General features: G+C 62.5%; 21 protein-coding genes. 10 read left to right on the forward strand and 11 right to left on the reverse strand.

What is annotated here, in order from left to right; translation table 11 throughout:
* Window positions 1-18 precede the first annotated feature (18 nt).
* Complete coding sequence (locus PP4_RS27150) at window positions 19-1017, reverse strand: phosphate ABC transporter substrate-binding protein PstS (protein ID WP_016502256.1); 999 nt, start codon at window positions 1015-1017, stop codon at window positions 19-21.
* A gap of 218 nt (window positions 1018-1235) precedes the next feature.
* Window positions 1236-2525, reverse strand: coding sequence for an MFS transporter (locus tag PP4_RS27155; RefSeq protein WP_016502257.1), 1290 nt, complete (start codon window positions 2523-2525; stop codon window positions 1236-1238).
* Between the two features lie 360 nt (window positions 2526-2885).
* Between PP4_RS27155 and PP4_RS27160 the strand changes: the two genes are divergently transcribed.
* On the forward strand, window positions 2886-3284 hold the full coding sequence (locus PP4_RS27160) for an acyl-CoA thioesterase (protein WP_016489852.1): 399 nt from the start codon (window positions 2886-2888) through the stop codon (window positions 3282-3284).
* A 71-nt stretch (window positions 3285-3355) separates the two neighbouring features.
* Window positions 3356-4252 (forward strand): D-hexose-6-phosphate mutarotase, encoded by an 897-nt coding sequence (locus PP4_RS27165; RefSeq protein ID WP_016502258.1) that lies wholly within the window; start codon window positions 3356-3358, stop codon window positions 4250-4252.
* Window positions 4253-4313: 61 nt separating this feature from the next.
* Here the strand turns inward: PP4_RS27165 and PP4_RS27170 are convergent, their stop codons facing one another.
* From PP4_RS27170 to PP4_RS27190, 5 genes are all read right to left on the reverse strand, one after another.
* The gene (locus tag PP4_RS27170; RefSeq protein WP_161775560.1) at window positions 4314-4847 is read right to left on the reverse strand and encodes a DUF3299 domain-containing protein; all 534 of its coding nucleotides are present in this window, start codon (window positions 4845-4847) and stop codon (window positions 4314-4316) included.
* 48 nt (window positions 4848-4895) lie between these two features.
* Entirely contained in the window at window positions 4896-5141 is a 246-nt protein-coding gene (locus PP4_RS27175; RefSeq protein WP_003253308.1) for a GlsB/YeaQ/YmgE family stress response membrane protein, read from the reverse strand.
* A 108-nt stretch (window positions 5142-5249) separates the two neighbouring features.
* Entirely contained in the window at window positions 5250-6332 is a 1083-nt protein-coding gene (locus PP4_RS27180) for a 5-(carboxyamino)imidazole ribonucleotide synthase (RefSeq protein ID WP_016502259.1), read from the reverse strand.
* A 10-nt stretch (window positions 6333-6342) separates the two neighbouring features.
* On the reverse strand, window positions 6343-6834 hold the full coding sequence (purE, locus tag PP4_RS27185) for a 5-(carboxyamino)imidazole ribonucleotide mutase (RefSeq protein WP_016489856.1): 492 nt from the start codon (window positions 6832-6834) through the stop codon (window positions 6343-6345).
* A 171-nt stretch (window positions 6835-7005) separates the two neighbouring features.
* Window positions 7006-7938 (reverse strand): LysR substrate-binding domain-containing protein, encoded by a 933-nt coding sequence (locus tag PP4_RS27190; RefSeq protein WP_162471777.1) that lies wholly within the window; start codon window positions 7936-7938, stop codon window positions 7006-7008.
* A gap of 182 nt (window positions 7939-8120) precedes the next feature.
* Between PP4_RS27190 and aspA the strand changes: the two genes are divergently transcribed.
* The 4 genes from aspA (at window position 8121) to PP4_RS27210 (ending at window position 13082) form a co-directional block, all read left to right on the forward strand.
* Window positions 8121-9545, forward strand: coding sequence for an aspartate ammonia-lyase (gene aspA, locus PP4_RS27195; protein WP_041168153.1), 1425 nt, complete (start codon window positions 8121-8123; stop codon window positions 9543-9545).
* A gap of 180 nt (window positions 9546-9725) precedes the next feature.
* Window positions 9726-10718 (forward strand): AraC family transcriptional regulator, encoded by a 993-nt coding sequence (locus PP4_RS27200; protein WP_016502262.1) that lies wholly within the window; start codon window positions 9726-9728, stop codon window positions 10716-10718.
* 217 nt (window positions 10719-10935) lie between these two features.
* Window positions 10936-11979: a histone deacetylase family protein gene (locus PP4_RS27205; protein WP_016502263.1), complete on the forward strand. Its 1044-nt coding sequence runs from the start codon at window positions 10936-10938 to the stop codon at window positions 11977-11979.
* Complete coding sequence (locus tag PP4_RS27210; protein WP_016502264.1) at window positions 11979-13082, forward strand: polyamine ABC transporter substrate-binding protein; 1104 nt, start codon at window positions 11979-11981, stop codon at window positions 13080-13082. The genes PP4_RS27205 and PP4_RS27210 overlap by 1 nt, the downstream gene beginning before the upstream one ends.
* A gap of 100 nt (window positions 13083-13182) precedes the next feature.
* Here PP4_RS27210 and pdxR read toward each other — a convergent pair whose 3' ends face one another.
* Entirely contained in the window at window positions 13183-14712 is a 1530-nt protein-coding gene (gene pdxR, locus PP4_RS27215) for a MocR-like pyridoxine biosynthesis transcription factor PdxR (RefSeq protein WP_016502265.1), read from the reverse strand.
* Between the two features lie 90 nt (window positions 14713-14802).
* Between pdxR and PP4_RS27220 the strand changes: the two genes are divergently transcribed.
* Genes PP4_RS27220 through PP4_RS27230 form a run of 3 tightly spaced genes read left to right on the forward strand, consistent with a single transcriptional unit; the run spans window position 14803 to window position 16569 of the window.
* The gene (locus PP4_RS27220) at window positions 14803-15432 is read left to right on the forward strand and encodes an FMN-binding negative transcriptional regulator (RefSeq protein WP_016502266.1); all 630 of its coding nucleotides are present in this window, start codon (window positions 14803-14805) and stop codon (window positions 15430-15432) included.
* Between the two features lie 11 nt (window positions 15433-15443).
* A complete protein-coding gene (locus tag PP4_RS27225) occupies window positions 15444-15890 on the forward strand; it encodes a GNAT family N-acetyltransferase (RefSeq protein ID WP_016502267.1) in 447 nt (148 codons plus the stop codon).
* A 7-nt stretch (window positions 15891-15897) separates the two neighbouring features.
* Window positions 15898-16569, forward strand: a complete 672-nt coding sequence (locus PP4_RS27230; RefSeq protein ID WP_016502268.1) for a GNAT family N-acetyltransferase — start codon at window positions 15898-15900, stop codon at window positions 16567-16569.
* A gap of 184 nt (window positions 16570-16753) precedes the next feature.
* Here the strand turns inward: PP4_RS27230 and oadA are convergent, their stop codons facing one another.
* Together oadA and PP4_RS27240 are read right to left on the reverse strand one after the other, a co-directional pair.
* Window positions 16754-18559 (reverse strand): sodium-extruding oxaloacetate decarboxylase subunit alpha, encoded by a 1806-nt coding sequence (gene oadA / locus PP4_RS27235; protein WP_016502269.1) that lies wholly within the window; start codon window positions 18557-18559, stop codon window positions 16754-16756.
* 11 nt (window positions 18560-18570) lie between these two features.
* Window positions 18571-19986, reverse strand: a complete 1416-nt coding sequence (locus PP4_RS27240; RefSeq protein ID WP_016502270.1) for an acetyl-CoA carboxylase biotin carboxylase subunit — start codon at window positions 19984-19986, stop codon at window positions 18571-18573.
* Window positions 19987-20175: 189 nt separating this feature from the next.
* Between PP4_RS27240 and PP4_RS27245 the strand changes: the two genes are divergently transcribed.
* Window positions 20176-21138 (forward strand): LysR family transcriptional regulator, encoded by a 963-nt coding sequence (locus PP4_RS27245; protein WP_041167942.1) that lies wholly within the window; start codon window positions 20176-20178, stop codon window positions 21136-21138.
* Here PP4_RS27245 and PP4_RS28415 read toward each other — a convergent pair.
* On the reverse strand, window positions 21080-21298 hold the full coding sequence (locus PP4_RS28415; protein WP_016502272.1) for a PA3496 family putative envelope integrity protein: 219 nt from the start codon (window positions 21296-21298) through the stop codon (window positions 21080-21082). The genes PP4_RS27245 and PP4_RS28415 overlap by 59 nt on opposite strands.
* Window positions 21299-21375: the final 77 nt, after the last annotated feature.

Here is a 21375-nt window from a genome sequence, read left to right on the forward strand (position 1 = left end):
GGCCCCTTCTTCAGTTACTTACTTCTTTGCGACGTTACCAGCGTGCGACAGGCCCAGGTCAGCCAGGGTCTTGTCGACGACCTTAGACGGCAGCGGGATGTAGCCATCCTTCACCACGACCTGCTGGCCCGCTTGCGACAGCACCAGCTTGACGAACTCGGCTTCCAGCGGGGCCAGAGGCTTGTTCGGGGCCTTGTTGACGTAGACGTACAGGAAGCGCGACAGCGGGTACTTGCCGTTCAGGGCGTTTTCTTCGTTGTCCTCGATGTACTCGGTGCTGCCTTTCTTGGCCAGCGGAACAGTCTTCACGCTGGCGGTCTTGTAGCCGATACCCGAGTAGCCGATGCCGTTCAGCGAGCTGCTGATCGACTGCACGACCGAAGCCGAGCCAGGCTGTTCGTTCACGTTAGGCTTGAAGTCGCCTTTGCACAGGGCTTCTTCCTTGAAGTAGCCGTAGGTGCCCGACACCGAGTTACGGCCGAACAGCTGCACTGGCTTGTTGGCCAGGTCGCCGGTCACACCCAGGTCGCCCCAGGTTTTCACGTCTGCTTTGCCACCGCACAGGCGGGTGGAGGAGAAGACCGCGTCGACCTGCTCCATGGTCAGGCCTTTGATCGGGTTGTCCTTGTGCACGAACACGGCCAGGGCGTCGACGGCGACCGGGATGGCGGTCGGCTTGTAGCCGTACTTCTGCTCGAAGGCCTGCAGCTCGACGTCCTTCATCTTGCGGCTCATCGGGCCGAGGTTCGCGGTGCCTTCGGTCAGCGCGGGTGGCGCAGTGGAAGAGCCGGCAGCCTGGATCTGGATGTTTACGTTCGGATATTCCTTCTTGTAGGCCTCGGCCCACAGAGTCATCAGGTTCGCGAGGGTATCGGAACCGACGCTGGAGAGGTTGCCCGAAACACCGGTGGTTTTGGTGTAGGTCGGGATTGCAGGATCGACAGCGGCTACCGCGTTGGCGGTTGCAACGCCAGCGGCGGCAAAGGTGAGGGCCGCCATCAAACGCTTCAGTTTCATGCCTTGCTCCTAGCAGGAATATTGGGGTGTTGGATGGAACGGGCCCAAGTATCGGCAGGCCGCATGAACACGATATGACTTCATTATGACAATTGGATGAAAGGCCATCACTGATAGCAGGTCTGGCCTCTTCGCGGGCACGCCCGCTCCCACAGGGGTTATGCTGAGCCCTGTGGGAGCGGGCGTGCCCGCGAAGAGGCCAGCAGCCCCGAGACAGATCAGCGCTTGTTGGCGAGCAGGTACAGGCCCACGGCCAGACCAACGGCGCACAGCCCTGCCACATAGTAGGCAGGCGCCATCGGGCTTATTTTCAGCAGCGCGGTCACCACCATCGGCGTCAAACCGCCGAAGATCGCGTAGGCCACGTTGTACGAGAACGACAGCCCGCTGAAGCGCACCGCGGCCGGGAATGCCTTGACCATTACATAAGGCACCGCGCCGATCACACCCACGCACAGGCCGGTCAGCGCGTACAGCGGGAACAGCAGCTCGGGCCGGGTCGGCAGGCTGTGGTAGAAGGTCCAGGAGCTGGCCAGCAGCAACAGGCTGCCGATCACGAACACCCGCCCCGCGCCAAAGCGGTCGGCCAGGCTGCCGGCGCCGATGCAGCCGAAGCTGAGCAGCACGATGGCCATGCTGTTGGCCTTGAGCGAGTCGATCGGGCTGATGTGGTAGAAGCTCTGCAGCAGCGCAGGAGTCATCAGGATAACCACCACGATGCCGGCCGACAGCAACCAGGTCAGCAGCATCGACAGGATGATCGGGCCACGGTGGTCGCGCAGCACGGCGCGCAACGGCAGCTCCTCGGCCAGCGCCTTGCGTTGCTGCATCTCGGCGAACACCGGGGTTTCGTGCAGCCAGCGGCGCAGGTACACCGAGAACAGGCCGAACACACCGCCGAGCAGGAACGGAATACGCCAGGCGTAATCGGCCACTTCTTCAGCGCTGTACACGCTGTTGATCAGGGTTGCCACCAGCGAGCCCAGCAGAATGCCCGCCGTCAGGCCTGCGGTGAGGGTGCCGCAGGCATAGCCGGTGTTGCGCGCCGGTACGTGCTCGGAGACGAACACCCAGGCGCCCGGCACCTCGCCACCAATCGCAGCGCCCTGGATCACCCGCATCAGCAGCAGCAGGATCGGCGCCCACATGCCGATTTGTGCATAGGTTGGCAGCAGGCCCATGATCAGGGTCGGCAGGGCCATCATGAAGATGCTCAGGGTGAACATCTTCTTGCGCCCGAGCAGGTCACCGAAGTGGGCCATGATGATGCCGCCCAGCGGCCGCGCCAGGTAGCCGGCGGCGAAGATGCCGAACGTTTGCATCAGGCGCAGCCACTCGGGCATGTCGGCCGGGAAGAACAGCTTGCCGACCACCGTGGCGAAGAACACGAAGATGATGAAGTCGTAGAACTCCAGTGCGCCACCCAGGGCGGACAGTGAGAGTGTCTTGTAATCACTGCGGGTCAGCGGCCGCGGGGGCTGCTCGATACTGCTCGGCACGGAAGTCATCGCTCGTTGTTCTCTTGTAGGGCATGCAGGCCGCTTGGCACGCGGCTTCTGGATTGGGAGACAGGCGAAGATAGCAAATTGCCGAGGCGCGCCGAAAGCGATACAAAATCCATACAGATATTCATGAATGCGCGGTCGTCGCTGGCGGTTATGCTCTATATACTGGCGATTCGTAGGAAAAGGTTGCTGCCAGCGTGGGATGTTGTGCGAAAACGCCGGTCTTTATGTCAGACGGTTTCGCAGAGTTTCCCTACGGCCGTCCAGTGAAACGAAATCGGCGTAGTATGTTTCAAGCTGAATCGTTTACCCGGCCTTTGCGCCACATCAACGGAAAGCGTCACGGGTCAGAGGCCCCATCGCATGATTGAGCTCGAACAAGAAGATCCAATCCCGCAAGGCGACCTGGCCTTGCAGATCACCGCACTCCCGCGCGAGACCAACGGATTTGGCGACATCTTCGGCGGCTGGCTGGTTGCCCAGATGGACCTGGCCGGCACCGCCATGGCCAGCCGCGTCGCCGGTGGCCGCGTGGCGACCGTGGCCATCGAACGCATGGCGTTCCTGGTACCCGTCGCGGTGGGCGCACAGCTGTCGTTCTATACCCAGACCCTGGAAATCGGCCGCAGCTCGATCCAGATGATGGTCGAAGTGTGGAGCGACGACCCGTTGTCCAGTGAATGGCGCAAGGTTACCGAAGCAGCATTCGTCTTCGTTGCCATCGACGGCAGTGGCCGCACCCGTTCCGTGCCTCGTCGCTGAGCCACGCGGGCGGTAAACTCATTGCATGTGCCCGGGTCCAAGGCCCACTGGCAATCAATGAGACTAACGCAATGGCTACCTACCAGGTCGTAACCGAGCAACATGGCGAACTCAACTGCTGGCGTATCAGCAGCGACCGCGCCGAACTCCTGATCGCCCAGCAGGGCGCGCAGATCCTCAGCTACCAGCGGGTCGGCGAGCCGCCGCTGCTGTGGCTGAGCGACCAAGCCATCTTCCGCCAGGGCAAGTCGGTCCGCGCCGGTGTGCCGGTGTGCTGGCCGTGGTTCGGCAACCTGCAGCGCAACCCCCAAGCCGTTCAGGCCATGTACCACGGCGAACAGGCGCCTGCTCACGGGCTGGCGCGCTCGCGTGACTGGCAGCTGCTAGGTATCGAGGAAGCGGGCACCGGCCTGCGCATCGAATTCCAGTTGCCTGAAGCGCGGGGCGATCTACCCGGCTGGCCTCATGATGTCGAACTGAAGCTGGTGGTGGAGCTGGACGAGGCGTTGAAGCTGAACCTGACCAGCCGCAACATGGGCAACTCCCCCGTTACCATCAGCCAGGCCCTGCACAGCTACTTCGCGGTCAGCGATGTGCGCCAGGCGCGGGTCGAAGGCGTCGAAGGCCTGGGCTATATCGAAACGCTGGCGGACTGGGAACAGCGTCAGCAGCAGGGGGCACTGGCGTTTGCGGGGGAGACTGACCGGATCTACCTCGACACCCCTTCGCAATTGAGCATTGTCGACCCGCACTGGAACCGGCGGATAAACCTGACCAGCAGCGGCTCGCGGTCGGCGGTGATCTGGAACCCATGGACTGATCGGGCGCGGGAGCTGGCGGACATGGCTGACGACGGCTGGCAGCGGATGCTGTGCATCGAGACGGCGAATGTGTGGAATGACCTGGTGGAATTGAAGCCTGGGGCGAGTCATTCGCTGGGTGTACAGATCGGTTGTGAAATGATCTGAGGCCTGAAATGTTTTTGCCGGCCTCTTCGCGGGCTTGCCCGCGAAGAGGCCGGGCCAGGTGTCAGAGGTCTGCGTCTTCCACCACCCTCACCTTCCCCGCATCCAGCGCATAGGCCGCATCGGCCAGGTCATTGCTGACCTTTTCCACCTTCAGCTTGCCGCTGACCCACAGCGGTGTGTAGATATCATCGATCTTCAACCCTTTCGGGTAGCGCACCAGCACCAGCTGGTTGGGCGGCGGAGGCGGCACATGGATGCACGCGCCTGGGTAAGGCACCAGGAAGAACAGCGTGCTGTTGCCCTTGGCGTCGCTTTCCAGTGGCACCGGGTAGCCGCCCAGGCGAATGTCCTTGCCGTTCATGGCCGCCACGGTCTTGGTCGAATACATCACCGCTGGCAGGCCCTTGCTCTGCTTTAGCCCGCCCTTGTCGGTAAAGGTGCCCATGGCTTCCGGCGAGTTGTGGTCGATTTCGGGCATTTGCTCGAGCGCCTTCTGGTCCGACTTGGGCATCAGCTCCAGCCAGTCGGTTTCAGGCAATTCGGCATGGGCCAGGGTACTGGCCAACAATAGGGGGACGAGGAAAAAGGCTCGCATGGCAATGCTCGGCAACTCGAATGAATTGCCGGGCATTCTAACCAGTATTCAGCGTTTCTTGATGAATCCGTAGATCACCAGAAGGACCACGGCGCCGACCAGCGCGCCAAGGAAGCCCGCCGCCTGCCCGGCCTGGTAGATGCCCAGGGCCTGGCCGCCATAAGTAGCCAACAAGGAGCCGGCGATACCCAGCAGGATGGTCATGATCCAGCCCATGCTGTCGTCGCCCGGCTTGATGAAGCGGGCCAGCAGGCCGACGATGAGGCCGATGAAGATGGTTCCAATGATGCCCATGGCAATCCCTCTGCAGTGAATATGGAACAAGCCAAAGCCTAGACGGGCTTTGGCTTGTTGCCATGTTCAGAGGGCAAGCCGCTTGCAGAAGTTCGATTTACAGCCCGATCAGTTGCTGATCAGAGCCTCTACTTCGGCAATCTTGCGCTCGAGGGTGGCCATGTCATGGCAGCGCAGGGTGGCGTGGCCAACCTTGCGACCGACCTTGAAGGCCTTGCCGTAGTGGTGCAGGTGGCAGTCGCCGATGGCGACAACCTTGTCCACGGCCGGCACTTCACCGATGAAGTTGAGCATCGCGCTCTCGCCCACCTTGGCGGTCGAGCCCAGCGGCAGGCCGGCAACGGCGCGCAGGTGGTTCTCGAACTGGCTGCACTCGGCGCCTTCAATGGTCCAGTGCCCGGAATTGTGCACGCGCGGGGCGATTTCGTTGGCCTTCAGGCCACCGTCAACCTCGAAGAACTCGAAGGCCATGACGCCGACGTAGTCCAGCTTCTGCAGCACACGGCCCACGTAGTCTTCGGCCAGGGCCTGCAGCGGGTGCGCCTGGCTGGCTACCGACAGGCGCAGGATGCCGCTTTCGTGGGTGTTGTGCACCAGCGGGTAAAAGCGGGTTTCGCCATCACGGGCACGCACGGCCACCAGCGACACTTCGCCGGTAAACGGTACGAAGCCTTCCAGCAGGCACGGCACGCTGCCCAGCTCGGCGAAGGTGCCTACCACGTCTTCTGGCGTGCGCAGCACCTTCTGGCCCTTGCCGTCGTAACCCAGGGTGCGGGTTTTCAGCACGGCCGGCAGGCCGATGCTGGCTACCGCAGCGTCCAGGTCTGCCTGGGAGAGGATGTCGGCGAAGGCCGGGGTCGGGATACCCAGGTCGCGGAACATGCTCTTTTCAAACAGACGGTCGCGGGCGATGCGCAGCGCTTCGGCGCTGGGGTACACCGGCACGAACTGCGAGAGGAAGGCCACGGTCTCGGCCGGGACGCTTTCGAACTCGAAGGTGACCAGGTCGACTTCGTCGGCCAGCTGGCGCAGGTGGTCCTGGTCGCCGTAGTCGGCCCGCAGGTGTTCGCCCAACGGCGCGGCACAAGCATCCGGTGCCGGGTCGAGGAAAGCGAAGTTCATGCCCAGCGGGGTGCCCGCCAGGGCCAGCATGCGGCCCAGCTGGCCGCCACCGATTACACCGATCTTCATGGGTTGAGCCTCAAGCCTGGCGCGGGTCTGGGTTGTCCAGCACAGTGTCGGTCTGTTCCGTGCGGAACTGCTTGAGCGCCGCGTGGTACTGCGGGTACTTGGCGCCCAGGATGCTGGCCGACAGCAGCGCAGCGTTGATCGCACCGGCACGGCCGATGGCCAGCGTGGCAACCGGCACGCCGGCTGGCATCTGCACGATCGACAGCAGCGAATCGACACCCGACAGCATCGACGACTGCACCGGCACGCCCAGCACCGGCAGGTGTGTCTTGGCGGCGCACATGCCTGGCAGGTGGGCTGCGCCACCGGCACCGGCGATGATCACCTCGATGCCGCGGCCTTCGGCCTCCTCGGCATACTGGAACAGCAGATCCGGGGTGCGGTGGGCAGAAACCACCTTCACTTCGTAGGGAATGCCGAGTTTTTCCAGCATATCGGCGGTGTGGCTAAGGGTGGACCAATCGGACTTGGAGCCCATGATCACGCCAACCAGTGCACTCATCGTCGAGCCTCTTCGCTTGTGCGCCCGCGGGCGCGTCAAAAAACAACAAGCCACGCGGGACGACCGGCGTGGCTTGTTTGCTGATCTGGACCGGACGCATCCGGTCGAAAGGCCGCGCAGTATACCGTAAGGTGGTGCGTTTAAGGCACCCCGGCGACCAACTGTCGGGCCTTATTTTTCGGGGCTTTGGCTGACTTTTGGGTCAACCGTCGCCGTACCCTCGAGCTTGCGCCACAACAGCCTGACGTTGGCCTTGCGCACCAGGGCGCAGCGGTACAGGCGAATTTCCAGTGGCACGTGCCACTGGCTGCCGCCGCAGACGGCCAGCTCGCCCCGTTCCAGCTCGCCACGCATCGACAGGCGCGGTACCCAGGCAATACCCATGCCCTCAAGCGCCATGCTCTTGAGGCTGTCGGCCATGGCGGTTTCATAGACCGTGGTATAGCGCAGGTTGCGCTGACGCAGCAGCAAATTGACCGACCGGCCCAGGAAGGCGCCAGCGGTATAGGCCAACAACGGCACGCTGCCCTCACCTTCCAGGTCGAACAACGGCTTGCCCTCGCCATCCACGGCGCACACCGGCAACATTTCGGTGTTGCCCATGTGCAACGACGGGAAGATCTCGGCATCCATCTGCAGGGCCGCGTCCGGGTCATAGAAGGCCAGCATCAGGTCGCAGCCACCTTCACGTAATGCATGCACGGCATCTCCGACGTTAGTCGCAACCAGGCGGGTGGCGATGTTCAAACCGTCGTTGCGCAACTGGGCCACCCACCGGGGGAAAAAGCCCGACGCCAGGGAGTGTGCCGCAGCCACCTGCACCACCTCGCCCTGCCCGCCCTCAAGATGATGCAAATGGCGGAGAATTTCGCTTAACTGGTCGACAACAGTGCGCGCCGTGACGAGAAAAAGCTGGCCGGCCTCTGTCAGTTCGATGGGCGTGCGGGAACGATTCACCAGTTGCAGCCCCAACGCCGCTTCGAGGCTGCGAATACGCCGGCTGAAGGCCGGTTGGGTGACGAAACGCCGCTCTGCGGCCTGGGAAAAACTGCGGGTAGAAGCCAGCGCACTGAAATCTTCCAGCCATTTGCTTTCAAGGTTCACGAAGCACATCTCCCGGCGTGCACCAAAATGGAACACGCTCGAATGTCAATTGGCGTCACATGAAACACTATGCCGTTTGTGCATAGGTTAGCGTGCAACAGCATTGGCCGCAAAATCACCTTCAGGCCTAGGATTGGCGCCATTCCGGCATGTGCCGGGTCAATATCGAGATGATATACATCATGTCCTCCGCTGCATCGTTCCGCGTCGAAAAAGATCTGTTGGGTACCCTTGAAGTTCCTGCTGATGCCTACTACGGCATCCAGACCCTGCGCGCTGCCAACAACTTCCACCTCTCCGGCGTTCCGCTGTCGCACTACCCGAAACTGGTAGTCGGCCTGGCGATGGTCAAGCAGGCAGCTGCTGACGCCAACCGTGAGCTGGGGCACTTGAGCGATGCCAAGCACGCCGCGATCAGCGCAGCCTGCGCACGACTGATCAAGGGCGACTACCACGAGCAGTTCGTGGTGGACATGATTCAAGGCGGTGCTGGTACTTCTACCAACATGAACGCCAACGAAGTCATCGCCAACATCGCGCTGGAGGCCATGGGCCACCAGAAGGGTGAGTACCAGTACCTGCACCCGAACAACGATGTGAACATGGCGCAGTCGACCAACGACGCCTACCCGACCGCTATCCGCCTGGGCCTGCTGCTGGGTCACGATGCCCTGCTGGCCAGCCTCGACAGCCTGATCCAGGCCTTCGCTGCCAAAGGTAAAGAGTTCGACCACGTACTGAAGATGGGCCGTACCCAGCTGCAGGACGCCGTGCCGATGACCCTGGGCCAGGAATTCCGCGCCTTCGCCACCACCATGACCGAAGACCTCAACCGTCTGCGTTCGCTGGCGCCTGAGCTGCTGACCGAAATCAACCTGGGTGGTACTGCCATCGGTACCGGCATCAACGCCGACCCGGGCTACCAGATGCTCGCCGTACAGCGCCTGGCAACCATCAGCGGCCAGCCGCTGGTACCGGCTGCCGACCTGATCGAAGCCACCTCCGACATGGGCGCCTTCGTACTGTTCTCCGGCATGCTCAAGCGTACCGCGGTCAAGCTGTCGAAGATCTGCAACGACCTGCGCCTGCTGTCCAGCGGCCCGCGCACCGGTATCAACGAGATCAACCTGCCAGCGCGTCAGCCAGGCAGCTCGATCATGCCAGGCAAGGTCAACCCGGTTATCCCGGAAGCCGTCAACCAAGTCGCCTTCGCCATCATGGGCAACGACCTGGCCCTGACCGTCGCCGCCGAAGGTGGCCAGCTGCAGCTGAACGTGATGGAGCCGCTGATCGCCTACAAGATCTTCGACTCGATCCGCCTGCTGCAACGCGCCATGGACATGCTGCGCGAGCACTGCATCGTCGGCATCACTGCCAACGAACAGCGCTGCCGTGAACTGGTCGAACACTCGATCGGCCTGGTCACCGCCCTGAACCCGTACATCGGCTACGAAAACGCCACCCGTATCGCCCGCGTTGCCCTGGAAACCGGCCGCGGCGTACTGGAACTGGTGCGCGAAGAGAAGCTGCTGGACGAAGAGATGCTCAACGACATCCTGCGTCCGGAAAACATGATCGCTCCACGTCTGGTTCCGCTGAAGGCGTAACCCGGCCGCTGCAAACAGTCTCACCAGGTTAAGGGACTAGACACCTCTCAACCTTTCAAGGCCCGAGCGATTGCTTCGGGCCTTTTTTTTGCCTGAGAGAAGGTGGGGTCGCAAGCGGCACCGGGATATCGGCACACAACTTGCTCCATAATGCGTCCCAGCCCCCCGGGATTACCCAGCATGCTGCACAGTCACCTGACCACCCTCAACGCAGTTTCGCTGATCCTCAACGTCTTCCAGGCAGACGGTTGCGAGGCTTCGGCGCTGCTGGCCGGCAGCGGCATTGGCCCGGCAGACCTGGGGCACGCCGATGCGCGCATCACCACCCAGCAGGAACTGCAGGTGTGCGCCAACGCCGTAGCCCGGCGCGAGGACATCGGCCTGGAACTGGGCCGCCGCATGCACGTGTCGTGCTACGGCATGCTGGGTTACGCCCTGCTCTCCAGTGCCACTTTGGGTGACGCCTTGCGCCTGGCGCTGCAATATCCGGCACTGCTGGGAACAGTCTTCAAGCTGCGGTTGATCGACGATGGCCAGCGGGTCTGGTTCAGCGCCAGCGATTACCACGACAGCCCGGCGCTGAGCGCTTTCAACGCAGAATTCTGCATGGTGTCGCTGAAAGTCATTTGCGACGACCTGCTTGGCCGCACGCTACCATTGCTGGCCGCCCGCTTCGAGCACCCACGGCCCGGCTATCACGCGCGCTATGCCGGTGCATTCCAGTGCCCCGTCGGTTTCGCCGCCGAGGACAATGCCTTTGCCTTCGAGCGGCGCTGGCTGGATACGCCGCTGCCGCTGGCCGACCCGATTACCCACCAAGCCATGAGCGAGCGCTGCCGGCGCCTGAACCTTGAGTTCACCGGCCGTCAGGCCTGGCTGGGGCGGATTCGCCAGCTGCTGGCACAGCAACTGGATGCCGCGCCTGGGCTGGAAGGCCTGGCACGGCAGATGAACTGCTCCTCGCGCACCTTGCGCCGGCATTTGCAGGCGCTGGGCAGCAGTTATCAACAGCTGCTGGACGAGCTCAGGTTCGAGCGCGCCAAGCAGTTGCTGGCCGATGAGCAGATGCCCATCTACCGTATTGCCGAAACGTTGGGGTTCAGCGAGACGGCCAGTTTCCGCCATGCCTTCCAGCGCTGGAGTGGTGTGGCACCCAGCCACTTCCGCGGTTGACCTGTTCCGGCCCTATCGCCGGCAAGCCGGCTCCCACAGGTACTGCGCTGCATTCAAGGCCTGTGCGGTACTAGTGGGAGCTGGCTTGCCGGCGATAGGGCCGGCACAGGCCAATCAACCTTGGCCACATCGATCCCCTTTTGGCCATTTGCGTCGTTCTCCGCTACTGACCCGCCCATGACAATGGACCCACGCCAGTACCCACCGGAGAACAACAATGCTGACGATCTATTCCGATGACCACCGCCTGCACCATGGCCGCTGCGAGCTGATCGACGGCAAGCTGATGCCCTGCTTCGAAATGCCTTCGCGCGCCGACCATGTGCTCGACCAGGTGAAAAAGCGCAACCTCGGCGACGTCCAGGGCCCGACCGACTTCGGCCGTGCGCCGTTGCTGCGCATCCACAGCGCCGACTACCTGAACTTCTTCGAAGGCGCCTGGGCCCGCTGGGCTGCACTGGGCCAGGAAGGCGACCTGCTGCCGTTCACCTGGCCTGCTCGCACCCTGCGCCAGGTAAAACCCACTGGCCTGCACGGTGAGCTGGGCTATTACAGCTTCGATGCCGGTGCGCCGATCACCGCTGGCACCTGGCAAGCGGCCTACAGCGCTGCCCAGGTCGCCCTTACCGCCCAGGCAGCAATCCAGGAAGGCGCCCATTCGGCGTTCGCGCTGTGCCGTCCGCCAGGGCACCACGCCGCAGGTGAAGTGATGGGCGGCTACTGCTACCTGAACAACGCTGCCATCGCCGCTCAGGCGTTCCTCGACCAGGGCAAGCGCCAAGTCGCCATCCTCGACGTCGACTACCACCACGGCAACGGCACCCAGGACATCTTCTACAGCCGCGACGACGTGTTCTTCGCCTCGATCCACGGTGACCCACAGGATGAATTTCCGTTCTTCCTCGGTTATGCCGACGAAACCGGCGAGGGTGCCGGCGAGGGCTGCAACATCAATTACCCATTGCCGGCCGGTAGCGATTGGGCCGCCTGGAACGCCGCCCTGGAAGACGCCTGCCAGCGCATCGCCCGCTATGACGCCGATGTACTGGTCATTTCGCTGGGCGTGGACACCTTCAAGGACGACCCCATCTCCCAGTTCAAGCTCGACAGCCCCGATTACCTGAAAATGGGCAAGCGCATCGCCCAGCTCGGCAAGCCGACCCTGTTCGTGATGGAAGGCGGCTACGCTGTGGAAGAAATCGGTATCAACGCGGTCAATGTGCTGGAAGGCTTCCAGCGCGCCCAGCCAGGAGCCCGGTAATGGTCCGACTCAAGCGTCTGCTCGCCCCGTTCATCGCTGCCACCCTGTTCACCGGTGCCCTGCAAGCCCAGGCCGAGCAGCGCACCTTGCGTGTGTATAACTGGTTCGATTACATCACCCCGCAGACCTTGACCGACTTCCAGAAGGACAGCGGCGTCAAACTGATCTACGACATCTTCGACACCAACGAAGCGCTGGAGGCCAAGCTGCTTACCGGCAACTCCGGCTATGACGTGGTGGTGCCGTCCAACGTGTTCCTCGCCAAGCAGATCGAGGCCGGGGTATTCCAGCCGCTGGACCGCAGCAAGCTGCCGAACTGGCAACACCTGGACCCGGCACTGATGAAGCTGATCGAGGCCAACGACCCGGGCAACAAGTTTGCCGTGCCGTACATGTACGGCACCGTGCTGATCGGCTTCAACCCGGCCAAGGTCAAGGCGGCGCTCGGCGACAATGCGCCGGTAGACAGCTGGGACCTGATCTTCAAGGAAGAGAACATCGCCAAGCTCAAGCAGTGCGGCGTGGCCCTGCTCGACTCGCCTTCGGAAATTCTGCCGCTGGCCCTGCAGTACCTGGGCTTGCCACCGAACAGTGACAAACCGGCCGACTACAAGAAGGCTGAGGCACTGATGCTGAAGATTCGCCCGTACATCACCTACTTCCACTCCTCGAAGTACATGGCAGACATCGCCAATGGCGATATCTGCGTGGCGGTGGGCTACAGCGGCAGCTTCTCACAGGCCGCCAACCGCGCCCGCGAAGCCAAGAACGACGTGGTAGTGGACATGCGCCTGCCCAAGGAAGGCGCGCCGATCTGGTTCGACATGCTGGCAATTCCGAAGAATGCGGCCAACCCGGAAGATGCCCATACGTTCATCAACTACCTGCTGCGGCCAGAGGTGATTGCGCCGATCAGCGACTTTGTCGGGTACCCCAACCCGAACAAGGATGCGACCGACAAGGTGAACCCGGCGATTCGCAACAACCCCAACCTGTACCCGACGGCGGAGGCGATGGCCAAGCTGTATACCCTCAAGCCCCTTGCGCGGGATGCCGAGCGGGCCAGGACCCGGGCCTGGACGCGGATCAAGTCCGGCACCTGAGTCGCCTGCTTCGCGGGCATGCCCGCTCCCACATTGCTCGCATGCCACGCGGACTCTGTGGGAGCGGGCGCGCCCGCGAAGGGCCGCACAGCGGCCCCATTCACCTTCTCCAGGCCTTGCGCAGTTTCATCAGCGCCTCGGCAATCTCCACCTCCGGAACCGCTGCAAAGCCCAGCACCAGCCCTGCCCGCTTATCCACAGGCACCTCGCTGTCCGCCAACCAGAAATTACTCAGCGGCGTAACCTCCACACCCACCGCTTCAGCCTTGGCCACCAGTGCCTGCTCCCGCGCAAAGTTATCCACATCAACCTTCACGTGCAGCCCGGCCGCCACTGCCGGCATGGCGCCCAAACCTGGAATATCCACAGGCCAGCCTGCCTTGAGCACATTGCGTCGGCTCAACGCTGCCTTGCGCATGCGCCGGATATGCCGCTGAAAGTGCCCGCGGGCGATGAACTCAGCCATCACGCATTGGTTGCTGACCTCAGAATGTCGTACCGCAAGCGCCTTGCCCTGGCTGAACGCCTGCGCCAACTGCGGTGGGAGTACCAGATAGCCCAGGCGCAGCGCCGGGAAGGCAATCTTGCCGAAGGTGCCGACGTACAGTACCCGCCCGTGCCGGTCGAGTGCCGCCAACGGAGCCAAAGGCGCGCCGCTGTACCGGTACTCGCCGTCGTAGTCGTCCTCGATGATCCAGCCATCGTTGCGGTCAGCCCAGGCCAGCAGTTCCAGGCGACGCGCCAGGCTCATGGTTACCCCGGTCGGGTATTGGTGAGCAGGCGTCACGTAGGCCAGCCGGCAATCCTCCAACTGACCGAGCCGGCCGCAGTCCATCCCCTCTTCATCCACCGGTACGCCAAGCACTCGGCCACCCGCCAGTGCGAAAGCATGGCCAGCCGCCCGATACCCCGGGTTTTCCACAGCCACACCGTCGCCAGGTTGCAACAGCAACTGTGCACAAAGGCTGATGGCCTGCTGTGCACCACTGGTGATCACAATTTGTTCAGCCATGCAACTCAGCCCACGCGAGCGACGCAAGTAGGCAGCGATCAGTTCGCGCAGCATCGGCTCGCCCGCAGGGTCGCCATAACCCAGTTGTGCGGGGCTGGGATTACGCCAGAAACCCGCCTGCAGCTTGGCCCAGACGTCAAACGGGAACAGGTCGAATGCGGGAATACCGACGCGAAAAGCACGCGGCTGGCCGCTTCTTGGCGGCGGCAAATGGTTGGTTTTCAGCCGCTGAAAAGCCCCGCTGGAACGTCGGTTGCTGGATAAATCCTCAGTGTCTTTTACTGGAAATGTGGATAAGTCTGTTGATAACCCATGGGATAACCCTGTGGATACTTGTGTGGATAGTTTTGGTAGCCGGCTTACATAGGTGCCATCGCCTACCCGGCTTTCGATGTAGCCCTCGGCGTACAACTGGTCATAGGCCCGCACCACGCTGTTGCGTGACAGCAGCAGCATGGTGGCCAACTCGCGGGTGGCCGGCAGCCGGGTACCGCTGCTCAAACGGCCGTCCAGCACTCGCGCGCGCAGCGCCTGGTACAGCTGCTGGCTGAGCCCGCGGCGGCGATCCAAGGCGATTCCGGAAGGGTCGAAAGGCAAGACGAGGGGGTTATCGCGCATGGCATTGGACCTATCAAAACAGGCGGTAATGGCTCTTACCCAGAACCAATAGCCTGCATAGGATGGCACCATTGCACAAGGAAACCGAGCATGTACAACAGCAAACCCCACCAGGAGCACGACCTCGGCCGCCTGCACCAGCACATGCTCGACACCCGCCTGGCCGTGCTGGTCAGCCAAGGGGAGCAAGGCCTGTTGGCCACACACCTGCCGGTACTGCTCGACACGGGCGAAGGCGAGTTTGGCACCGTCTATGCGCACCTGGCACGGGCCAACCGCCAATGGCAGGACCTGGCACAAGGTGGCGAAGCCCTGCTGGTCTTCCCCGGCGCCGATGCCTATGTCAGCCCCGGCTACTACCCAAGCAAAGCCGATAACCCCAAGGTCGTGCCGACCTGGAACTACCTGGCCGTACACGCCTATGGCCCGGCGGAGGTGATCCACGACGCAGCAACGTTACTGACTATCGTCAGCCGCCTGACCGAGCGCCACGAACAAGGCCGCAACGAACCATGGAGCGTCGCCGATGCCCCGGCTGATTACATCGACGGCATGCTCCGCGCCATCGTCGGTATCCGTCTGCCCATCGCCCGCCTGCAAGGTGCGCGCAAGCTCAGCCAGAACCGCTCCGAGCAAGACATCTCCGGCGTGCGTGAAGGCCTGAGCGCCAGCCCTGATCAACTGGACAACCAACTCGCGGCGCACATGCGCCAACTGTGAAGGAATAGCCCATGCCCAGCGTTACCCTGCGCCCCGTCAACGCCCAAGACCATGCCGCCTGGCTCGCCCTGTGGCAGGCCTACCTGCACTTCTATGAAACCGAGTTGGCCGATGAAGTCAGCCTCAGCACCTGGCAGCGCCTGCTCGACCCACGTGAGCCGACCCATTCGGCACTGGCCTGGGTCGATGGCAAGGCGGTGGGGATGGTCAACTTCATCTACCATCGTTCCAACTGGAGCATCGAAAACTCCTGCTACCTTCAGGACCTGTACGTGGACAGCTCGCAACGTGGCCTGGGCATTGGTCGCCAGCTGATCGAGCACGTCTACACCACAGCCAAGGCCGACAACTGCATCAAGGTGCACTGGCTGACCCACGAAACCAATGCCACCGCCATCAGCCTGTATCAGCAGGTTGCCGAGCGCTCGGGCTTCATTCAATTCCGCAAAGGCTTGTAGGCCGAACATGACAGACGTATTGAACTGGAAACCCGCTGCAACGCCCGAGGCCGAGCCTATTGACGGCCGCTTCATCCGCCTGGAAAAGCTCGACACGGCGCGCCATGGCGACGACCTCTGGGAAGTGCTGCAAGGCCCAACCGCCGACCCGGCGCTGTGGGACTACCTGCCCTATGGCCCGTTCGCCGAACGTGCTGCCTTCGACCGTTGGCTGGAGAGCAACGCCGCGGGGCGCGACCCGCTGTTCTACACCGTCATCGACCGCCCCAGCGGCCAGGCCCAGGGCATTCTCAGCCTGATGTCGATCGTGCCCGACCACGGCCGCATCGAAATCGGCCACATAGCCTTCGGCGCCGCCATGCAGCGCACACCCAAGGGCACCGAGGCGGTGTACCTGCTGGGCAAGCTGGGCTTCGAACTGGGCAACCGCCGGCTGGAGTGGAAGTGCAACAACGCCAACGCGCGCTCCAAGCGCGCGGCGCAACGGTTCGGCTTCGTCTACGAAGGGGTGTTCCGCAAGCACCTGGTGGTGAAGGACCACAACCGCGATACGGCGTGGTATTCGATCACCGATGATGAATGGCCAGCAGTGGCTGCGGGGTTCGAACGGTGGTTGAGCGCGGAAAACCAGCAGCCGGGAGGCCAGGTAGAAACGCTTGAGGCATGCCGTAAAAGCTGACAAATGTGGCTGATCAGCTGGCCTCTTCGCGGGTAAACCCGCTCCCACAGGTTCACCACTGACCTCAAGGCTTGTGGAAATCCTGTGGGAGCGGGTTTACCCGCGAAGAGGCCGGCAAATCCAGCACAAAAAAAGGGGAGCATCCGCTCCCCAGAGGTTAACCGCTTGTAGATGAAGGCTTATCTCAGCCTTCGATCTCGATCAGGATCTCACCCGGCGTCACGCGATCGCCCTTGGCCACATGGATGGCCACGACCTTGCCGGCGATGGCCGCCTGCACTTCGGTTTCCATCTTCATGGCCTCGGTGATCAGCACGGCCTGGCCAGCCTTGACCACGTCACCTTCCTTGACCAGTACATCGACGATGTTGCCTGGCATGTTGGTGCTGACGTGGCCTGGGTCTGTGGCTTGCTTGCGCTTGCTGCCCCCGCCGACGAACTCGTTGAGTGGCTCGAACACCACTTCTTCCGGCATGCCGTCGATCGACAGGTAGAAGTGGCGCTTGCCTTCGGCCTTCACGCCAACGCCAGTGATGTCGACACGGTAGGTTTCGCCGTGCACGTCGATGACAAACTCGGTCGGGACGCCTTCACCGCCTGGCGCAGAAACGGCGCCAGCCTCTGGAATTGGCAACAACGCTTCCGGGGTAAGGGTGCCGGCTTCGCGCTCTTCGAGGAACTTGCGGCCAATGTCCGGGAACATGGCGAACGTCAGCACGTCTTCTTCGCAACGGGCCAAGGCACCGATGTCGGCACGCAGCTTGGTCATCTCCGGCTTCAGCAGGTCGGCCGGGCGCACGTCGATCACTTCTTCGCTGCCGATGGCCTGGCGGCGCAGCTGCTCGTTGACCACACCCGGGGCCTTGCCGTAACCGCCTTGCAGGTACAGCTTCACTTCGTTGGTGATGGTCTTGTAGCGCTCGCCGGCCAGCACGTTGAAGAACGCCTGGGTACCGACGATCTGCGAGGTCGGCGTCACCAGCGGCGGGAAGCCGAGGTCTTCACGCACACGCGGGATCTCTGCCAGCACTTCGTTCATGCGGTTGAGCGCGCCCTGCTCTTTCAGCTGGTTGGCCAGGTTGGAAATCATGCCGCCCGGCACCTGGTTGACCTGCACGCGGGTGTCCACGGCCGTGAACTCGCTTTCGAACTGGTGGTACTTCTTGCGCACGGCGTAGAAGTACAAGCCGATTTCCTGCAGCAGCTCCAGGTCCAGGCCGGTGTCGAACTCGCTGCCCTTGAGCGCAGCAACCATCGACTCGGTACCCGGGTGGCTGGTGCCCCAAGCGAAGCTGGAGATTGCGGTGTCGATGTGGTCGGCGCCGTTTTCCACCGCTTTCAGCTGGCACATGGCGGCCAGGCCGGCAGTGTCGTGGGAGTGGATGAACACCGGCAGCGACTGCTCGGCCTTCAGCGCCTTGACCAGTTCACCAGCGGCGAATGGGGTCAGCAGGCCGGCCATGTCCTTGATTGCCACCGAGTCGCAACCCATGGCTTCCATCTGCTTGGCCTGGGCAACAAAGGCATCGATGGTGTGCACAGGGCTGACCGTGTAGGCGATGGTGCCCTGGGCGTGCTTGCCGGCGGCCTTGACCGCTTCGATGGCCACGCGCAGGTTACGCACGTCGTTCATGGCGTCGAAGATGCGGAACACATCGATGCCGTTTACCGCAGCCTTGGCGACAAAGGCCTTGACCACGTCGTCGCTGTAGTGGCGGTAGCCCAGCAGGTTCTGACCGCGCAGCAGCATTTGCAGGCGGGTGTTGGGCAAGGCTGCACGCAGCTTGCGCAGGCGCTCCCATGGGTCTTCCTTGAGGAAGCGCACGCAGGCGTCGAAGGTGGCGCCGCCCCAGACTTCCAGCGACCAGTAGCCGACTTTGTCGAGCTTGTCGCAGATCGGCAGCATGTCTTCGGTACGCATGCGGGTGGCCAGCAGGGACTGGTGGGCGTCGCGCAGGATCGTGTCGGTTACGTGAATTTTCTTGGACATTATAGGTTTCCTCACAGGCCTGCGTGGGCGGCGATGGCGGCGGCGATGGCCAGGGCCAGCTCTTCGGGTTTGCGCTTGATCGAGTAGTTGGTCAGCTCAGGGTGGCTTTCGACGAAGCTGGTATTGAACTGCCCGCTACGGAATTCCGGGTTGCGCAGGATTTCCTGGTAGTACGCGGCGGTGGTCTTCACCCCTTGCACGCGCATGTCATCCAGGGCTCGCAGGCCGCGGTCCATGGCCTCTTCCCAGGTCAACGCCCACACCACCAGTTTCAGGCACATGGAGTCGTAGAACGGCGGAATGGTGTAGCCGGTATAGATCGCTGTATCGGTACGAACACCCGGGCCGCCGGGGGCGTAGTAACGGGTGATCTTGCCGAAGCTGGGCAGGAAGTTGTTCTTCGGGTCTTCCGCGTTGATGCGGAACTGCAACGCGTAGCCGCGGTGCTGGATGTCTTCCTGCTTCACCGACAGCGGCAGGCCCGAGGCGATGCGAATCTGCTCACGGACAATGTCGATACCGGTGATTTCCTCGGTGATGGTGTGCTCCACCTGCACCCGGGTGTTCATTTCCATGAAGTACACCTCGCCATCGGCGAGCAGGAACTCCACGGTGCCGGCGTTCTCGTAGTTCACCGCCTTGGCCGCACGTACCGCCAGGTCGCCGATGTAGGCGCGCTGCTCGGGCGTGAGCTGGGGGCTTGGAGCAATTTCGATGAGCTTCTGGTTACGGCGCTGGATCGAGCAATCGCGCTCGAACAGGTGCACCACGTTGCCGAAGCTGTCACCGAGGATCTGTGCCTCGATATGCTTGGGGTTGACGATGCACTTTTCCAGGAACACTTCGGCCGAACCAAAGGCCTTGGTGGCCTCGGAAATCACCCGTGGGAAGTTCTGTTCCAGCTCTTCGCGGCTGTTGCAACGGCGAATACCGCGGCCGCCGCCACCGGAGGTGGCCTTGAGCATCACCGGGTAACCGATGCGCTCACCTTCGCTCAGGGCTTCATGAATATCGGCAACGTTGCCTTCGGTGCCCGGGGTTACCGGCACACCGGCGGCAATCATGGTGCGGCGCGCTTCGGTCTTGTCGCCCATGCCGCGAATGACGTTTGCGGCGGGGCCGATAAACTTGATCCCGCGCTCGGCGCAGATCTCTGCCAGTTCAGCGTTTTCCGACAGGAAGCCGTAGCCCGGGTGCAGGGCATCACAGCCGGTTTCCACAGCCAGGTTCACCAGCTTGCGCGGGTTCAGGTAACCGGCCAGCGGCTCGGCACCAATGCTGTGGGCTTCGTCGGCGCGCTTGACGTGCAATGCGTGCCGATCGGCGTCGGAATAGATCGCTACCGAGCGTATGCCCATCTCGGCGCAGGCACGCACGATCCGAACTGCGATTTCACCTCGGTTGGCGATCAGGATTTTTTTTATCACTGGAGTCTTCCCAAAGCCGTAGGAACAGTCGAGCCGGTTCTACCGGTCGGCGCGTGGCCAGGCGTTGCTGGCCAGTCGCGTATTCACCCTAGCGCTGTGGTTCGATAAACAAAAATCAATATTTGTTAGAGGCAACATTAGTAAAAGCTTATAGTGCAGTTACAAGGTGTTGCCGAAGGGCGGGTAAAAATGCGTAAGTCATTGATGCGTATGACTTTGCGTCAATTGCAGATCTTCAATGAGGTGTGCGATTTGCGCTCGTACAGCCGTGCGGCGGAGGAGATGTCGCTGACGCAACCCGCCGTTAGTCTACAGATCCGCCAGCTCGAAGAGCTGATCGGCCAGCCGCTGTTCGAGTACGTGGGCAAGAAGCTCTACCTGACCGAAGCGGCCGAAGCCCTGCAACGCGCCAGCCGCGACATCTTCGGGCGCCTCGAGAGCCTGGACATGCAGCTGTCGGACATGCAGGGCTCATTGCAGGGGCAGCTCAAACTGGCGATCGAGTCCAGCGCCAAGTACTTCGTGCCACACCTGTTCGCCGCCTTCAAGCAGCGTCACCCGGAGGTCAACCTGACCCTTACGGTGGTCAATCGCGCCCAGGCCATCCGCCGCCTTTCGGATAACCGCGACGACATCATCATCATGTCGATGGTGCCGCAGGACATGGGCCTGGAATTTCTGCCGTTCCTCAACAACCCGATCATCGCGGTGGCACCGCCCGAGCACCCGCTGTGCAAGCTGGACCAGCTGCGCCTTCAGGACCTGGAGCCTCATACCCTGCTGGTACGCGAACAAGGCTCAGGTACGCGCAAGGCCTGCGAGGAGTATTTCAAGGACAAGCGCGTGCATTTCACCCAGACCCTGGAGGTGGCCTCGGCCGATGCCCAGCGCGAGTGCGTCATCGCCGGCCTGGGGATTGCCCTGCTGACCCGCCATGCGGTCAACCTGGAACTGGCCACCGGTGCGCTGAAGGAGCTACCGGTGGAAGAGCTGCCGCTGTACCGCAGCTGGTGCGTGGTGCAGTCCAAGGCCAAGCGGCAGTCGCCGGTGGCCTTGGCGTTTCTGGCGTTCATCCGCAGCGAACGTGCGCTGATCAGCGCGCTGGTTGAGCGTTTTTCGGGGAAGTTGCCGCTGAAGACTGCCGCACTGTGAGTGCTTGCAACTCGGGATAATCCACCAGGTCGCGCAGCAGTTGACGTTGGTCGCAATACACCTCGATCGCGCGGCGGTATTCCATGCGGCGCTGATCTTTTTCCTGCTGCTTGCGAGCTTTGGCGTTGGGTTGGTAGATACCGTCGTGGTCACGTGCCATTGCCTGTCTCCCAGATAGGATGCGGGAGTTTCAGACTGGCCTTGAAGGTTTACGGTTTGGCTGTGGGATGGTGACAG

The organism is Pseudomonas putida NBRC 14164 (assembly GCF_000412675.1).
In the GTDB taxonomy this organism is placed as follows: domain Bacteria; phylum Pseudomonadota; class Gammaproteobacteria; order Pseudomonadales; family Pseudomonadaceae; genus Aquipseudomonas; species Aquipseudomonas putida.

What these genes read in the sequence shown, in the direction of transcription:
- PP4_RS27150 (WP_016502256.1), bottom strand. Translation starts at nt 1,017, where the DNA reads ATGAAACTGAAGCGTTTGATGGCGGCCCTCACCTTTGCCGCCGCTGGC.
- PP4_RS27155 (WP_016502257.1), bottom strand. Translation starts at nt 2,525, where the DNA reads ATGACTTCCGTGCCGAGCAGTATCGAGCAGCCCCCGCGGCCGCTGACC.
- PP4_RS27160 (WP_016489852.1), top strand. Translation starts at nt 2,886, where the DNA reads ATGATTGAGCTCGAACAAGAAGATCCAATCCCGCAAGGCGACCTGGCC.
- PP4_RS27165 (WP_016502258.1), top strand. Translation starts at nt 3,356, where the DNA reads ATGGCTACCTACCAGGTCGTAACCGAGCAACATGGCGAACTCAACTGC.
- PP4_RS27170 (WP_161775560.1), bottom strand. Translation starts at nt 4,847, where the DNA reads ATGCGAGCCTTTTTCCTCGTCCCCCTATTGTTGGCCAGTACCCTGGCC.
- PP4_RS27175 (WP_003253308.1), bottom strand. Translation starts at nt 5,141, where the DNA reads ATGGGCATCATTGGAACCATCTTCATCGGCCTCATCGTCGGCCTGCTG.
- PP4_RS27180 (WP_016502259.1), bottom strand. Translation starts at nt 6,332, where the DNA reads ATGAAGATCGGTGTAATCGGTGGCGGCCAGCTGGGCCGCATGCTGGCC.
- purE (WP_016489856.1), bottom strand. Translation starts at nt 6,834, where the DNA reads ATGAGTGCACTGGTTGGCGTGATCATGGGCTCCAAGTCCGATTGGTCC.
- aspA (WP_041168153.1), top strand. Translation starts at nt 8,121, where the DNA reads ATGTCCTCCGCTGCATCGTTCCGCGTCGAAAAAGATCTGTTGGGTACC.
- PP4_RS27200 (WP_016502262.1), top strand. Translation starts at nt 9,726, where the DNA reads ATGCTGCACAGTCACCTGACCACCCTCAACGCAGTTTCGCTGATCCTC.
- PP4_RS27205 (WP_016502263.1), top strand. Translation starts at nt 10,936, where the DNA reads ATGCTGACGATCTATTCCGATGACCACCGCCTGCACCATGGCCGCTGC.
- PP4_RS27210 (WP_016502264.1), top strand. Translation starts at nt 11,979, where the DNA reads ATGGTCCGACTCAAGCGTCTGCTCGCCCCGTTCATCGCTGCCACCCTG.
- pdxR (WP_016502265.1), bottom strand. Translation starts at nt 14,712, where the DNA reads ATGCGCGATAACCCCCTCGTCTTGCCTTTCGACCCTTCCGGAATCGCC.
- PP4_RS27220 (WP_016502266.1), top strand. Translation starts at nt 14,803, where the DNA reads ATGTACAACAGCAAACCCCACCAGGAGCACGACCTCGGCCGCCTGCAC.
- PP4_RS27225 (WP_016502267.1), top strand. Translation starts at nt 15,444, where the DNA reads ATGCCCAGCGTTACCCTGCGCCCCGTCAACGCCCAAGACCATGCCGCC.
- PP4_RS27230 (WP_016502268.1), top strand. Translation starts at nt 15,898, where the DNA reads ATGACAGACGTATTGAACTGGAAACCCGCTGCAACGCCCGAGGCCGAG.
- oadA (WP_016502269.1), bottom strand. Translation starts at nt 18,559, where the DNA reads ATGTCCAAGAAAATTCACGTAACCGACACGATCCTGCGCGACGCCCAC.
- PP4_RS27245 (WP_041167942.1), top strand. Translation starts at nt 20,176, where the DNA reads ATGCGTAAGTCATTGATGCGTATGACTTTGCGTCAATTGCAGATCTTC.
- PP4_RS28415 (WP_016502272.1), bottom strand. Translation starts at nt 21,298, where the DNA reads ATGGCACGTGACCACGACGGTATCTACCAACCCAACGCCAAAGCTCGC.